Source organism: Methanomassiliicoccus sp. (assembly GCA_033485155.1).
Classification (GTDB): domain Archaea; phylum Thermoplasmatota; class Thermoplasmata; order Methanomassiliicoccales; family Methanomassiliicoccaceae; genus UBA6.
The window spans coordinates 462,675-477,270 of the sequence record JAWQJJ010000001.1 but is presented as its reverse complement, the minus strand read 5'-3'; the positions used below and the strand labels follow the sequence as shown (position 1 = coordinate 477,270).

At 58.0% G+C, this 14,596-nt stretch carries 13 protein-coding genes; 9 read left to right on the top strand and 4 right to left on the bottom strand.

What is annotated here, in order from left to right:
- Position 1 precedes the first annotated feature (1 nt).
- The gene (locus SA339_02430) at positions 2–1,387 is read right to left on the bottom strand and encodes a cyclic 2,3-diphosphoglycerate synthase (GenBank protein ID MDW5562056.1); all 1,386 of its coding nucleotides are present in this window, start codon (positions 1,385–1,387) and stop codon (positions 2–4) included.
- Between the two features lie 54 nt (positions 1,388–1,441).
- On the opposite strand from SA339_02430, the gene SA339_02425 reads away from it, so the two are divergent.
- From SA339_02425 to SA339_02390, 8 genes are all read left to right on the top strand, one after another.
- A complete protein-coding gene (locus SA339_02425; GenBank protein MDW5562055.1) occupies positions 1,442–1,933 on the top strand; it encodes a flavodoxin domain-containing protein in 492 nt (163 codons plus the stop codon).
- A 44-nt stretch (positions 1,934–1,977) separates the two neighbouring features.
- On the top strand, positions 1,978–2,418 hold the full coding sequence (locus SA339_02420) for a hypothetical protein (GenBank protein MDW5562054.1): 441 nt from the start codon (positions 1,978–1,980) through the stop codon (positions 2,416–2,418).
- Positions 2,419–2,457: 39 nt separating this feature from the next.
- Complete coding sequence (locus tag SA339_02415) at positions 2,458–2,655, top strand: CooT family nickel-binding protein (protein ID MDW5562053.1); 198 nt, start codon at positions 2,458–2,460, stop codon at positions 2,653–2,655.
- A gap of 130 nt (positions 2,656–2,785) precedes the next feature.
- Positions 2,786–3,547 carry a class I SAM-dependent methyltransferase gene (locus SA339_02410; protein MDW5562052.1) on the top strand — a complete coding sequence of 254 codons (762 nt, stop codon included), beginning with the start codon at positions 2,786–2,788 and terminating at the stop codon, positions 3,545–3,547.
- Positions 3,531–4,379: a class I SAM-dependent methyltransferase gene (locus tag SA339_02405; GenBank protein MDW5562051.1), complete on the top strand. Its 849-nt coding sequence runs from the start codon at positions 3,531–3,533 to the stop codon at positions 4,377–4,379. The genes SA339_02410 and SA339_02405 overlap by 17 nt, the downstream gene beginning before the upstream one ends.
- Positions 4,380–4,541: 162 nt before the next feature.
- Entirely contained in the window at positions 4,542–5,618 is a 1,077-nt protein-coding gene (locus SA339_02400) for an iron ABC transporter permease (GenBank protein ID MDW5562050.1), read from the top strand.
- Positions 5,615–6,430 carry an ABC transporter ATP-binding protein gene (locus tag SA339_02395; GenBank protein ID MDW5562049.1) on the top strand — a complete coding sequence of 272 codons (816 nt, stop codon included), beginning with the start codon at positions 5,615–5,617 and terminating at the stop codon, positions 6,428–6,430. Before SA339_02400 ends, SA339_02395 begins: the two co-directional genes overlap by 4 nt.
- Positions 6,427–7,788, top strand: coding sequence for an ABC transporter substrate-binding protein (locus SA339_02390; GenBank protein ID MDW5562048.1), 1,362 nt, complete (start codon positions 6,427–6,429; stop codon positions 7,786–7,788). The genes SA339_02395 and SA339_02390 overlap by 4 nt, the downstream gene beginning before the upstream one ends.
- A gap of 154 nt (positions 7,789–7,942) precedes the next feature.
- Here the strand turns inward: SA339_02390 and SA339_02385 are convergent, their stop codons facing one another.
- The 3 genes from SA339_02385 to SA339_02375 form a co-directional block, all read right to left on the bottom strand.
- Positions 7,943–8,635 carry an ABC transporter permease gene (locus tag SA339_02385; protein ID MDW5562047.1) on the bottom strand — a complete coding sequence of 231 codons (693 nt, stop codon included), beginning with the start codon at positions 8,633–8,635 and terminating at the stop codon, positions 7,943–7,945.
- A gap of 111 nt (positions 8,636–8,746) precedes the next feature.
- The gene (locus SA339_02380; protein ID MDW5562046.1) at positions 8,747–9,535 is read right to left on the bottom strand and encodes an ABC transporter permease; all 789 of its coding nucleotides are present in this window, start codon (positions 9,533–9,535) and stop codon (positions 8,747–8,749) included.
- Positions 9,528–10,511, bottom strand: coding sequence for an ABC transporter ATP-binding protein (locus tag SA339_02375; protein MDW5562045.1), 984 nt, complete (start codon positions 10,509–10,511; stop codon positions 9,528–9,530). Before SA339_02375 ends, SA339_02380 begins: the two co-directional genes overlap by 8 nt.
- Positions 10,512–10,754: 243 nt before the next feature.
- Here SA339_02375 and cobN point away from each other — a divergent pair, with 243 nt between their 5' ends.
- A complete protein-coding gene (cobN, locus tag SA339_02370) occupies positions 10,755–14,492 on the top strand; it encodes a cobaltochelatase subunit CobN (protein MDW5562044.1) in 3,738 nt (1,245 codons plus the stop codon).
- The last annotated feature ends 104 nt before the right edge of the window (positions 14,493–14,596 follow it).

Here is a 14,596-nt window from a genome sequence, read left to right as displayed (position 1 = left end):
ATCATTCCCTCCCGACCATGCGGCCCCACCATTCCGTCAATATCTCTTCGAGGCCTGGCCGCCCGATCTCTGCCACCTCGTACCGGGCCCGGACGATGGGTTTGGTCACCCGGAGCACCCGGCGCAGGTCGATGGGCGTACCGGTTACCACTACCTCGCAATCGGCGTTGTTTATCGTCTCTTCCAGCTCCTTGACCTGTTCCGGAGAGTAACCCATCGCCGGCAGCACTCGGGAGATGTGCGGGAACCTGTCCAAGGTCTTGCGGATGGACCCGACCGCGCTGGGTCTCGGATCGCATATGATCGCCCCGTTGTCCTCGGCGGCGATGAGCCCGGCGCCGAAGGCCATCCCTCCATGGGTCACTGTGGGGCCGTCCTCCACCACCAGCGCCCTCCTCCCACGCACTTCCGCCGGCCGGTCGACCGAGATCGGCGAGGCGGCCTCGATTATCGTTGCCCGAGGGTTAAGGCGTTTGCAGTTCTCCTTGACCCGGAGTATGGCGCTCCTGTCAGCGGTCTGCACCTTGTTGACGACGATGACGTCCGCGGTGCGCACATTCACCTCGCCCGGATAGTACGACGATTCGTGGCCCGGGCGATGGGGGTCGGCGATCACGATCTTGAGGTCACTTCTGTAGAACGGCAGGTCATTATTCCCGCCGTCCCACACGATGACGTCCGCCTCCCGCTCCGCTTCCCTCAGGATCGCTTCGTAATCGACCCCGGCGTACACTATTATGCCATTATCGATCAGCGGTTCGTATTCCTCCCGTTCCTCGATCGTCGTCTCGTAGCGGTCGAGGTCCTCGTACGACGCGTAGCGCTGCGCGATCTGCTGGCACAGATCTCCGTATGGCATGGGATGGCGGACCGCGACGACCTTAAGCCCTCTGCCCCTCAGGATGCGGCACACCTTCCGCGTTGTTGGCGACTTCCCCGAGCCGGTGCGGACCGCACACACGCTCACCACCGGAACGCTGGACCCGAGCATGATGTGGGGGTTGCCCATGAGGCGGAAATCAGCCTCGTTGGCGAGTACCAGCGAGGCCTTGTGCATAACCTCGTCGTACGAGAGGTCGGAGTACGCGAGGACCACCTGCTCCACCCCGTGCTCGCGGATGAGCGAGGGCAGCTCGCCCTCGGCCACGATAGGGATGCCTTCTGGGTACCGCTCTCCGGCCAGCTTCCTCGGGTATCGGCGCCCCTCGATGTCCGGTATCTGCGCGGCGGTGAAGGCCACCACCTCGTATCCCGCGTTGTTCCTGAAGTATGTGTTGAAGTTGTGAAAATCCCGCCCTGCCGCGCCCATGATGATGACCTTAACCGCCATGCTGTCCCTCGCCGATGATTTGGAGCGGCCGGTAGATATGCGCTGTGCCGAGCTCACGGTTATACCGGGCGGGGACGGTATATCTCGTGAGTTAGGATTAGAGGAGGGCGCATGAAGGGCATTGTCGCATACGACACCGTGAACGGCAACACCAAGCAGGTTGCCGAGGCTATCGCCGCCGAGCTGATGGCCGAGGGACATGAGGTCGAGCTGGTTTTCCTGAAGGACGGAGCGGAGAGCCCGATGGGCGACGTCATGTTCATCGGCTCGCCGACCCGGGGGATGAAGATGACCAAGGGGACGGCAAAGTTCCTCGAGACGCTGAATGTGGAGTACTGGAGGTCGAAGCCGATCATCATGTTCGACACCGTCGGCCCCCTGTCCAAGGAGGACGCCAAGAGAAAGCACCAGCTGGAGATGGTAGGGAAGGGGGACAAGAACGCCGCATCCAAGATGCGGGACATAGCTACCGCGCGCGGTCTCCACGTGCGTCCGGATCTCCTGCACTTCGCTGTCACCGGCATGTGGGGCCCTCTGGCCGCGGATGCGCTGTCGTTGGCGAGAGAGCATACGAAAAGCGTGCTGGCGGAGCTGATGAGGTAGCCGACAATAGCAACCATCATTAAGGTGCCACGCGATGATGTGGCATGAGCTATCGCGTCCCGAATGCCGAGATGCTAGCGGTAGCCATTGCCGATGTGCTTCGTGAGCACGGCGCGATCGGCTCCCAGCGCTTGCTCGCCCGATTCGTGCGCGAGAAGCTCGGATGCATCGACAAGGACTACAAGGTCACCGAGGAACGGGTCCGCCGTCTTGCCATCCAGTCCGGTCTGGTGACGGTGGAGGTGGAGACCCGCGACACTGGCGTGAGAGTCAAAGGAGGCCGGTGCCCGGTGTGCGACTCCCGCATGCGCAAGATCCGCAACGAGACCATCTACGGTGGTTCCGTCATTCTTGGCTACCGGTGCACCTCCTGCCCCTACAAGATGGGCACCACCCAGCGCATCCCGGTCAAGTACATCTTCCACGATGCGCTGCCCAAGCCGCGCTGCCGTAAGCAACCGCGGGGAAAGCAGAGGACGCTGTGAGGCGATCTCCTTAATATCGCATCCGGCGATTTATCGTCCATGTGCGAGTCGACGGTGTTCCTCAACGATGACGGGAAGATCATCGAGATCATGAACGGCGCCACCAGGATCGTGATGCATGGCAACAGCGCGGTGCTCACCAACATCGTGGGTGAGCAGATCACTATGGAGAATGTCGCGCTGGCCGAGGCCAACCTGCTCAGCCACGGCATCGTGTTCGTTCGGAAGAGTTTGTGATCTCTCGCTCGTGATCGACGATTCCCGCTCCCAGGCATTTCGTCCCGGAACGTACTGGTATCGGACGATGGATACCTTCCAAGTCTTCGTAACACCATTTTAAATATCGTGTTACGCATCCCTCCGCAGGATGAACGAGAGAATCAGGGAACATTGGGACGCCGATAGCCGGAGCTACAACGAGTTCGTCACCAAGGGATTCTCCATACATCGCGAGAGGAGAGCATGGCAGGGTCTCTTCGCCGAAGTCATCGGCCCCCGGGGGCTGAGCGTCCTCGACGTCGGCTGTGGCCCGGGGATCGTGTCCATGCAGCTGGCGGACATGGGCCACCGTGTCACCTCCCTCGACTTCTCCGAGAAAATGCTGGAGGCCGCCAGGAAGAACGCCGCGGACAACGGGCTGAGCATCGACATCCGTCATGGGGATGCGGAGGCCCTCCCCTTCGATGACAACGCCTTCGACGCGCTTATCAGCGACTATGTCCTCTGGACCCTGCCCCATCCCGAGCGGGCGTTAAGGGAATGGTACCGCGTGGTGCGACCAGGAAGCACGGTCGTCTACGTTGACGGCAACTGGAGGTCCGATCCCCGCAGCACCTGGTGGAGGGTCCGGCTTTCGAACATGGGGGTGTTCCTGGACTCCCCGCCCAAGTATCTGAGGACGAGGGGGCGGGGGGTGGAAGCAGAGAAGGCCATGGACGAGCTTTGGTCGACGCGGGCCTCCAGGCCATCGACGGACGTGGACATGATGCGCGCGGCCGGCTTCGGGGACGTCCGGGTCATCCATAATATCCAGGACCGGGTCCTCCATGGCGTGAGGCACCTTGCGTACGGGAGCACCAACGACCACTTCATGGTCATGGGGGTGAAGCCCGGTGTCAGGTCCGCTTGATCCTCGCAACAGCTCCGAACAGATGGATCGAACCGGAGCCCGGGAGCCTGATCGTTCCTACCTCCCGGGCTCGATCCCCTGCCAAGAAGAGGGCGAGCTGAGGCATCTCGAGGCCATCAGGGACTACTGGACAATGAGGGCCGATGGCTACTCCCGCTCGATCCTGGATGACCTGGGGTCGGAGGATTGGGGCCGGTGGATGGGCGTCATCAAGAGGCATGCGACCTCCGAGGGGGCCCTCGAGGTGCTCGACATCGGCACCGGGCCGGGGTTCTTCCCCATCCTCATGGGGCGGGAGGGGCACCGGATTACCGCCGTCGACTACACCGAGGCCATGCTGGATATGGCGAGGAAGAATTGCCAGGAGTTCGGGGTCACTGCGACCTTTCGCCGCATGGACGCTCAGGATTTGGCCTTCCCCGACAACACCTTTGACCTGATCCTCTCCCGGAACCTGGTGTGGGACCTGGAGAAGCCCCGTCAAGCGTACCGCGAATGGCTGAGGGTCCTTCGTCCCGGCGGGCGCATGATAGTCTTCGACGGCAACCACTACCTGCACCTGTACGACCAGGCTTACGCCCTGGAGGAAGGCATGAGGAAGGGAGGCGACCACCGCTACCTGGACGGGGTGGATACCAACATCATCAAGGAAATCGCCAGGGATCTCCCCCTGAGCAGGGAGAGACGGCCCCAGTGGGACATGAGCGCCCTGGTGGAGCTGGGGGCGAGGCTCGTCCTCGTCGACATGCAGGGCATGGACCCGTTCCAGCAATCGATCGACGGGGAGGCGATCTCGCTGCCTCGCTCCTTCATCGTCGTCGCCGAGAAGTGATCACACCGCTCCGGAAGGCCTTCTGAATGCGACCGTAGCGAATGCTGGATGCGGCCGCCAGGTCGTGGTTTCCTTATTCCGACAATATTAATTTATAGAGCGTATGCATACGAATTGTAAATTCGTATTACTAAGGCCAACAGCATCTTGAGGTCGCTTACCATGGAATCCTTGGAGAACGCTCGAACGAAGGAGAGGTCCGCTCTCCAGGTGGCGTACCGCAAGAGCGTGGTGAAGAAGCTGGCCTTCATGCTGTTCTGCGTGTTCGTGGTCATCCTCACGGGAGGGTACTCGGCCACCATCGGCTCGTACCCGATTGCGGTTGGTGATGTCTACGCCATCATCTGGAAGCAATTCACGGGGTGGGGGCAGGTCGATCCCCAGGCAGCCTACATCGTTCTCCAGCTGCGTCTTCCCCGCATCGCCGGAGCTATCGTATGCGGCTTTGGCCTAGCGGCCTGCGGAGCGGCCATGCAGAGCATGATGAAGAACCCTCTGGCCGACCCTTACACAATGGGCATATCCTCAGGCGCCGGATTGGGAGCGGCGATCGCCATCATCCTGGGATTCGAGCTGTTCGCAGGAGCGGGCATCGTCACCAACGCCTTCATCTTCGCCATTATCCCGGCGATGGTCGTCCTCATCCTGAGCCAGGTGAGAAGAGCATCACCCACAATGATGATCCTCTGCGGCATATCGCTGATGTACATCTTCAGCGCCATCACCTCGCTCCTGATGTTGCTGGCCACCCCTGATGATCTGGCCGCCGTCTATACCTGGACCATCGGCTCGCTGAGCAAGGTGAGCTGGGAGAACCTGCCGATCATGACCGTGGTGGTGATCCTCGGTTCCGTCTATCTGCAATATCTCGCGAACCAGCTCAATATCATGAGCATCGGAGACGAGAGCGCCAAGTCCCTGGGGGTGAACGTGGAGCGCAGGAGGCTGATCTGTCTCCTGGTCATCACCCTCATGGCCGCGTCGATCGTGAGCTTCACCGGCATCATCGGCTTCGTCGGGCTGGTTTGCCCGCACATCGTCCGCATAGTAATGGGCTCGGACAACAAGTTCCTCATTCCTGGATCGGCCATCTTCGGGTCCGCCATGCTGATAGTCTCCGATCTCGTCGCCCGCACTGTCGTTTCGCCCACGATGCTGCCGGTCGGGGTGATCACCGCGTGCATCGGCGGCCCGCTTTTCATGTACCTTATCCTGAAGAATCGGAAGGAGGCGTGGTGAGCGTGGACCTGAAGGTCGAGAACATATCATTCAGCTATGGTGCGACCGAGGTCCTCAAGGGCGTCAGTTTCGAGCTGAGCGAGCCCAATCTGACCTGCATCATCGGCCCCAACGGGGTCGGCAAGACGACACTGGCCCGGTGCGTTAACCGCCTCCTCCGCCCCCTCAGTGGCAGGGTGACCCTCGATGGCACGGACATCAACGACATGACCCTCAGGGAACTGGCGGTCCGCATCGGCTATGTTCCGAACTCGTCCGGGGACACCTTTCCCATGAGCGTCATGGACACAGTGCTAATGGGCCGTCATCCCCGGGCGGGTTGGACGACCTCCGATCACGACCTCGAGGTGGTCGAGGAGACCATCAGGACCATGGGTCTGGAGGAATACATGATGCGTGATTTCAACGAGCTGAGCGCAGGGCAGCATCAGAGGGTCATGATCGCCCGGGGCCTGGCCCAGGAGCCGGACCTCCTGATACTGGACGAGCCGACCTCAAACCTGGACGTCAGGCATCAGATGGAGGTGATGGAGCTTCTCCGGCGCCTAACGCGGGAGAGAGGGATCACCATCCTGATGGTGTGCCATGACCTGAACATCACCGCGCGGTATGCCGACAGGATCCTCATGATGTCCGAGGGGAAGATCCATTCCGATGGGACCGCGGCGGAGGTCATGACTGAGAGGAGCATCATGGACGTGTACGGCGTCAGGTCTCAACTGATAGAGGTCGAGAGACGCCCCCACATCATTCTGTTATCGACGCTGGAAGATCAATATCAATCGAAGGAAAGACTAGAGGGATACGAATGAGCAAGAAAGTGATAGCAATAGCCCTGGTGGCGGTGATCATCGTGGCAGGAGTGGGGGCAATGTTCCTCATGAAGAATGCCAAGAGCTCCTCCAACAGCGGGGCCGTTCAGGGCAAGCACTTGATCGAGAGCGAGTACCCCAGCGCGTCATCGCGCCTTTGGGTGTACGGGAACGCGAACGAGGATGATTACATCAATGACGCGGATGTGACCTATCTCCAGGGGATCATCGACGGCAAGAACTCCTCGACGACCCTGGCCGATGCCAACTGCGATGGGATCGTCGACCAGAACGATGTCGGTTATCTCAAGAAGATCATCAACGGCGACGACATGGAGGTCTTCTACATCAACAACTACAACAAGATCGCCGTCGTCCACTGGCCAGTGAACAAGATCGCCACCGCGTACTGCAGCGGAGCGCAGGCGGTCGAGGTGGCCAACGCCACGAGCAAGATCGCCATCGCCGACAATTTCATCACCAAGAACTATGTGGCTTTCAACCCGGCCTATGCGAGCATACCGAGCTTCGGAGAGCCCAACGACCCGGACTACGAGGCCATTATCAAGGCTGGCATCGATGTCTACATCATCGGCTACTTCAACAGCGGCGTGGATGATGTTCTGGAATCGAAGCTAAACCCCCAGGGCATCGACGTCATGTTCCTTACCTGTGCCGACCAGGCGGGAGTGAACCAGCCCAACGAGAACATGGACCGTACTCTGCTGATGATCTCCTACCTTATCCAGGGAGATATGGACCGTGCTTACTCGTACCTCGCCTGGCATGATGGTATCATCTCCAAGGTGACCGCGGCATCGGCGACCCTGGCCGCCAGCGAGAAGCAGACCTTCCTCATGTCGAGGACCTCCCCCAACGACAAGACCTCGGACATCAGCATCACCGGCAAGAACAACATCAACAACATCCACGCCGAGACCGCCGGGGCGGACAGCATCGGTCAGCGCGATCCAGGACTGACCGACATGTACCAGACCGTGTCGGTAGAGCACATCATCGGCCTCAACGCGGCCTACTACGTGGACAACAACCACGCCGGCTTCCGGTACGGTGGGAACGAGAGCGCGGTGAGCAAGCTGCGTTCGTACATGGTGAACGACGACAACCGGTACAACGGGACCGCCTACAACCCGCACATCCTGGGGATGGCGAGGGAGGCAGGCAACGGACCGATGTACGTGATCGAGGTGGTGTTCTATCAGGATACCTTGTATCCGAACCTGGACAACGGTGTGGATGACTACGGCACCTTGTTCCACTACTACCTGAAGCACTTCACCTCGGTGGCCAACCCTGATTCGGTGGACGTCAATGCGTTCTTCCAGGTGTACTCCTGAACGAGCGCCGCTGGTGCAATGCTAGGTCTTTACCCCTAGGGGAAGCGGCCCGCCTCCGGGCGGACCGCTCATTTTTTTACTCTGGTAGAGAGATCGTTGCCGTCGCAGATATCAAGGTTCAGACGGAACGGTGAAATTTTCGTCGAGCCCCAGGTCAGAATATCTCGGTCGTGCCTTTGCTTCTCGCCATCTTTTCGAAGACGTAGAACATCGCCATTCCGATCAATATCATAATGAATCCTATGACGACCATTGCGATAAGGCTGGGGAGGATGGACAGTACATTCGATCCGCTGACCGCCAGTGATAGAGACCTGACCCCGTATGATAACGGAAGGACATATGATATCGGCTGGAGGAAGCTGGGCAATTGATCTATTGGAAAATTCACTCCGCAGAAGACCAGACCCACGTACATGAAGAGGCTGGCCAACAGCGTGGATGACCGCAGATAGATCCCAAAGCTGCCCAGCATCAGGCCGAAACCGGCCATCGCGAAGCATGTGACCAAAATCACGGCACAAACGGCCAAGAGGTTTACCTGGGCGAAGCTCACGCCAAAGAACGTCGCGGCGATGAGGAGTGAAAAGGCCACGGTTATTATTCCAGTCACTATTTGGAAGAGGGATTCTCCCAGGACCACGGTGAATATCCTGCTCGGGGTCATCATTATGAGCGGCAGGGTCCCGGCATGCTTCTCCTCGCCGGGTATGCTGCAGATGCTGAACACGGCGGAATATGATACCGTTTGAAGAGCATTGCCCAGGGCGACCTGGTCCACTGTCATCTTCGCTGTCCCCGAGACCTGAGTAACGTAGACGAAGAAGGCCATCTGACTTATGCTCATCACCAGCAATTGGACCGCCCATAGCCATTTCGGGACGGTGGTAAAGTATGAGCGCATCGATACCATCGATGCGCCCCTCATTACCGGCAGATAGTGCCCGATGCCCATAGTTCACCACATCCCCAACTGCCCACTTGCCCGGGCCTTGCTATCTAGGCGGCTGAACAGAGCGATCGCCACGAGCATGTAGCACGCCCCGAGGATCGATGCCACGATGAGGTCTCCAACCACTCCCAAGCCAACCGGATTTCCGCTCATCAGACCGCTGGAAACCTGTAGGGCGTCAACGCTCCAGGTCGGGGGGAGGATCATCGATAGCGGCCATGTCCATTCTGGGAGTTCCGATATCGGTATGAGGGCCCCACTGATCACGAACACCGGGAGTTCAATTATCTGGACGAGGGTACCAGAGGCTCGGGTGAGAACGAAGAGCGCAGACAGGAGCACCCCGATAGCTCCCAGCGACAACAAGGTGATCACCAGCGATAAAAAGAATAACACGGGGTCCGACAGGCTGACCTCAACATTGAAGGCCAATATGGCCAGGATGAAGATGAGGCCGGCATTCAACAGGCCGATGAACGTGTTCCAGAGCGCTCGCCCTGCCACTATGTTTATGATCGGGGTGGGGGTCATCATGAGGGGTTCCAGGGTCCCTATCACCCGGTCGTACGTAATGCTGAATCCCGAGGACCGGATCATATTGCCCCACATGCCGAGAATGCCCCCTCCCAGGATGGCATATAGCACCACCAGCCCGCTCTTCTCGGGGTAGATCATCAACGTGACCATGGTAAAGGTGAAGGGAGCGACGATGCTGGGAATGATCCACTGGGGATCGGCAAGGAACGTCAGGGCCTGTTGGACGAAGCCCTGGCTGATGGCCCGGGGGTTAATCAACTTGTCTCACCAGGCCCAAGTAAGCATCTTCCAGGGTCGGCTCCTCGTTGCTTATCCTTTTGATGTGACATCCGTCCAGCCTGGAGATGATGGCCGGAATGTTCACATCCCCATGGTCCGCCCGCAATCTCATGATGCATTGGGACTGATCGGCGCGAACCGAGACGTCGATTATTCCATCCATCTGCCTGACCCTCTCGACCGACCGGGAGGGAATGTCACGCGCGACTATCTCTATGACGGTCGCATCCTTGATGAGGTCCTTGAGCTCCGATACCGTGCCTTTGCCCACCATCCTTCCCTTGGAGATTATACCAATGCTGTCGCAAAGCTCCTCCGCCTCCCGCATGTAGTGGGTCGTCAGAAGGATTGTTTTGCCTTCTCGCCTAAGCTCATCGACAAGCAGGCGGACCTCATGAGCGATCTCCGGATCCAGTCCGATCGTCGGCTCATCGAGCAGGAGCACATCGGGATCGTTGATCAATCCGCGGGCGATGTGCAACCTTTGTTTCATCCCCCGCGAGTATTCCTCGACCTTCTTGTCGGCTGATCTCTCTAGGCCCACCCGATTCAGCAGCTCATCCACCCTGAGGTCCCTCGTTGCCCGAGGCAGGCGGTAAAGATCGGCGAAGAACCGGAGGTTCTGCCTCCCCGATACCCTGTAGTAGAGTCCTCTCTCGCCTCCGGACACCAGGTTTATCCTTTCCCTGATCTCGCGGTAGTCGTTGACAACGTCCATCCCGAAGAGAGATACATTCCCGGATGTCGGGGTTAGGAGGGTCGAGATGACCTTAATGGTGGTAGTTTTCCCGGCGCCGTTCGGTCCCAGCAAACCGTAGATCTGGCCCCGCTCGATCCTAAAGCTGATGCCATTCACAGCCCGTACTGGGTCGGCCTTCCTCGCGTTCCCTAGAGCCGGCTGATACTCCTTAATGAGATCCTCCACCACCACCTCTGATCGCCCGTTGCTTGACATCTTCCCTCACTCTGCCCCTTGGGCCTTACCATGCGCGTTCGTGGTAGTGTCATAATGCGACACCATTTAAAGGAGATATCATCCAATATATTTATCATGTTGGAGTATATATCCAACAAAGAACCGACCTTGCTATCATCGTTCGATGATCAGACCGAACAGTACACAACCGAATTCGTCTGGCACCCTTGATAGCAATTTCTGGTTTTCGAAATGGGGGGATGAGGCGCGTTAGTCGTCAATCTGTCTGCAGGAACGAAAGATAGTGCCGTGATGCTATCGGCATTGGAGGATTTTTTACCTAAAGCCGGTCAGGTCCAGTTGGTCTGTGTTGACTCCGAGGATTTGGATTCCAAGGAAAAGGAGTTTCTTTCTTTCCAAAAAATTGTAAAAAAGGCGGACCTGCTGATCGTCCGCATTCATGGAGACCCGTCCTATTTCAAAAAATTCGATCGTTTGAAAGAAACCGTCCTTGCTAACAAGGTATGTTGCCTCGTTGCTTGCAACGAGAATGATGTCGCCTCCCAATATCGTGATCTCTTCCCCTACTCAGATGCCGACTATCACCTCATTAGAGCCTTCGTCGAGCTCGGAGGGAAGGAGAATGATATGGGCATTCTGGCATGGGCTTGCAAGACGATCGACGGTATGACCTCCATCGAGGTGCCGGAGCCATCAAGGCCCCGTACCGAAGGAATATACCATCCTGACCATGGCACGATGATTGATCCGATCGAATATTTATCAACCTTAAAACCGGGCCGGCCGACAATCGGCGTGATGTTCCATCAGACCACCTGGCTTTCCGGCAACCTTGAAGCCATCAATGAGATCATATGGACACTGGAAAAGAAAGGCGCCAATGTCATACCGGTGTTCTTCGTAACCTCTCCGAGCAGTACAACAGGCTCGATCGGAATCCGAAGCGTATTTGAGAAATATTTCATGGATGGTGACCGCCCCCGCGTCGACTCCGTCATAATGAACATGGGCTTCTCGCAGATATCCCTATCCAACCCCGGCGATGGAAGCAGCAGGATGGAGGTGCACAATTTCTTCCAGGACCTTGATGTACCGATCCTTCAGACCATGTCGGTCTGGAAGGACCGAGAAGCATATGAGGGCGATATCAACGGCCTAAGCGCCATGGAAATATCAGTGAACGTGGTCTGGCCCGAATATGATGGCCAGATAATTACCGTGCCCATCTCATGCAACGAGCGGACAAGGGACGGCCGCCTCGTGGCCATACCCATGGCCGATCGCATCGAAAGGGTCGCTACATTGGCCAAGTCATGGGCGGAGCTAAGGCGCACCGCTGTGGACCGGAGGAAGGTCGCCATACTTCTGTATATGTACCCCCCTAAGAACGACCGAGTGGGCGGCGCTGCAGGCCTAGACACCTTCCAGAGCATATCTGATATCCTGAAGGAGATGGAAAAGGCAGGCTACTATCTCGATCATGTACCATCAGATGGTAAGGAGCTGCTGGATGAGATCATGGCAGGGGTCACGAACGATACCGAGTGGCTTTCTCCCCAGGAGATCAAGGAAAGGGCTGCCGATTCGGTGGGAAAAGACCGGTATCGTGATTGGTTCGACAACATCCCGACTGAAGCTCAGGATGCCATCTGCCGTAACTGGGGAGAACCTCCAGGAATTCTGTATAACATCGATGGCCGGCTGATGATCCCGGGAGTAAAAAACGGCAATGTCTTCATTGGACTGCAACCGAATCGAGGGTATCACGCCCAGGCGGAGACCCTCTACCACAGCACCGATGTGGTGATGCCCCATCAGTACCTGGCATACTATCGATGGTTGAAGGACGTGTTCGGAGCTCAAGCTGTCATCCACATGGGCTGTCATGGGACGCTGGAATGGCTCCCGGGCAAGAGCGTCGGGCTGTCCGCGAAATGCTACCCCGATGTTGTGCTGGGAAGCATGCCCAATCTCAATCCATATATCATGGAGAACCCAGGGGAGGGCATCCAGGCTAAAAGAAGAAGTGGGGCAGTCATCCTGGACCATCTGATCCCGGCAATGACCCGGGCGGGGAGCTATGATGACCTGATGGACCTAGAGTCCAATGTCCAAGCTTACCTGCGAGCGTCAAATACCGGCCAGATGGAAAAGCTGGCGGTCCATAATCAGAACATCTATGCTATTGTGAAGAGACTGTCCATGTTCGAAGAGATCGGCCTTCCCATGGACGCTGCCCCTGAGGACTTTGACAATAAGATCGACAAGCTCTACGATTATCTTCTGGAGATGAAGGATGCCCTGATCAAGGACGGTCTCCACATCATGGGACGGCCGCCCGAGGACAAGAGGCTCGAAGAGATGCTGTACTGCCTTACCCGTCTCCAGAACGGTTCGGTGCCATCGCTGAGAGCGGCGGTCGCCGAGACGAGGGGGCTGGAGATAAGGGAATTGCAGGATAACCCGTCACAAATGCACCCCACGCTAGGCAAGGTGAACGGAAGTCTCCTCGACGAGGTGGACGGCCAATGCCATGATATTATCGACAGGATGATGGGGGTCGGTTTTACAAAGGCAGAATGCCAGGAGATTGTGCGCGAGATTACACCCGGCAACAATGCCGATCTCGCGGAGGTCGTGACGTTCCTGTGCGATGAGGTCTACCCGAATGTGATGGCTACCTCGAACGAGGTCCGATATCTCCTGCACGGACTGGATGGCGGATACGTACCCCCTGGTCCATCGGGATGCCCCACCCGTGGGAACGCACACCTGTTGCCTACCGGCCGTAACTTCTACTCCATCGATCCAGATTCCATACCCAGCCCGGCGTCCTGGGAGATCGGTAAAAAGATGGCCGACCAGATGGTCGAGCGCCACGTCAAGGAGATGGGGTGCTATCCCATGAACGTAGGCATGGTGGTGTGGGCGACCGACACGATGAAGACGGGCGGGGACGACATCGCCTATATCTTATGGCTAATGGGCCTGCGGCCGAAATGGAGCGCCACGGGGAGCCGGGTCATCGGCTTGGAAGTTATCCAATTGAAGGATCTCGGCAGGCCGAGGATCGACGTGACCCTCAGGATCAGCGGCCTGTTCCGCGATACTTTCCCTAATCTGGTCGACATGATCGACGAGGGGGTGGAGACCATTGCCTCGCTGGACGAATCAGAGGATGAGAACTTCATCGTCAAGCACCTAAGGGAGGACATTCAGCAATCGATCCGCGAAGGGTTATCTCCCAAGGACGCGCAATCAAAGGCACTGGTGCGTATCTTTGGAGATCCTCCTGGCGAGTACGGGGCAGGAGTAGATGTCCTCATCGAGTCCTCGAAGTGGTCCACCACCAAAGATCTGGCCGATACCTACGTCACCTGGGGATGTCACGCCTATGGGCGGGGGTGGAAGGGGGAGAAGTTGCCTGATTCGTTCAAACAGAGGATGGGTGCCCTCGACGTCACCGTCAAGAACCACGAGGACAGGGAGTTCGACCTACTGGATATCGATGACGATTATACTATCCTGGGTGGAATGAACGCCACGGTCAGGGTGTTCGGAGGGAAGAAACCGCTGTCCGTGATGGGCGACAGTTCCGATCCACAGCGTCTCAAGACCAGGACGCTGGAGGAGGAGAGCAAGTTCGTCTTCCGCAGCCGGGTGCTCAACCCCAAATGGCTCGAGGGCCTCAAGCAGCACGGGTTCCGAGGCGCACAAGAACTGTCGAAGCTGACCGAGTACGTCCTGGGCTGGGACGCCACCTCGGATATCATCGAACCGTGGATGTACGAGTCGTTGACGGAGCACTTCCTGTTCGACGAGGAGAACCGGAAGTGGATCGAAGAGAGCAATCCGTACGCGCTCAGGGAGATGGCCAGCCGATTGCTGGAAGCGATCGAGCGGGGGCTCTGGGAGGCCAGCGAGGAGATCAAGGAAAAGCTGAAGCAGATCTACCTGGACGCGGAATCGGTACTGGAAGAGGCGAACGAAGGAAGGTGAGCCGATCACATATCGTTCATCGTATCGTCGTCTTCACCTGGTCCACGCGATGGATTATTTTGTGCTGCACATCCAGCCGGGACACGCCTGGGCCGGACGGCCGA

Coding starts and splice junctions, on each gene's coding strand:
- SA339_02390 (MDW5562048.1), top strand. CDS start 6,427: ATGAGCAAGAAAGTGATAGCAATAGCCCTGGTGGCGGTGATCATCGTG.
- SA339_02400 (MDW5562050.1), top strand. CDS start 4,542: ATGGAATCCTTGGAGAACGCTCGAACGAAGGAGAGGTCCGCTCTCCAG.
- SA339_02420 (MDW5562054.1), top strand. CDS start 1,978: ATGAGCTATCGCGTCCCGAATGCCGAGATGCTAGCGGTAGCCATTGCC.
- SA339_02385 (MDW5562047.1), bottom strand. CDS start 8,635: ATGAGCATAAGTCAGATGGCCTTCTTCGTCTACGTTACTCAGGTCTCG.
- SA339_02410 (MDW5562052.1), top strand. CDS start 2,786: ATGAACGAGAGAATCAGGGAACATTGGGACGCCGATAGCCGGAGCTAC.
- SA339_02375 (MDW5562045.1), bottom strand. CDS start 10,511: ATGTCAAGCAACGGGCGATCAGAGGTGGTGGTGGAGGATCTCATTAAG.
- SA339_02415 (MDW5562053.1), top strand. CDS start 2,458: ATGTGCGAGTCGACGGTGTTCCTCAACGATGACGGGAAGATCATCGAG.
- SA339_02425 (MDW5562055.1), top strand. CDS start 1,442: ATGAAGGGCATTGTCGCATACGACACCGTGAACGGCAACACCAAGCAG.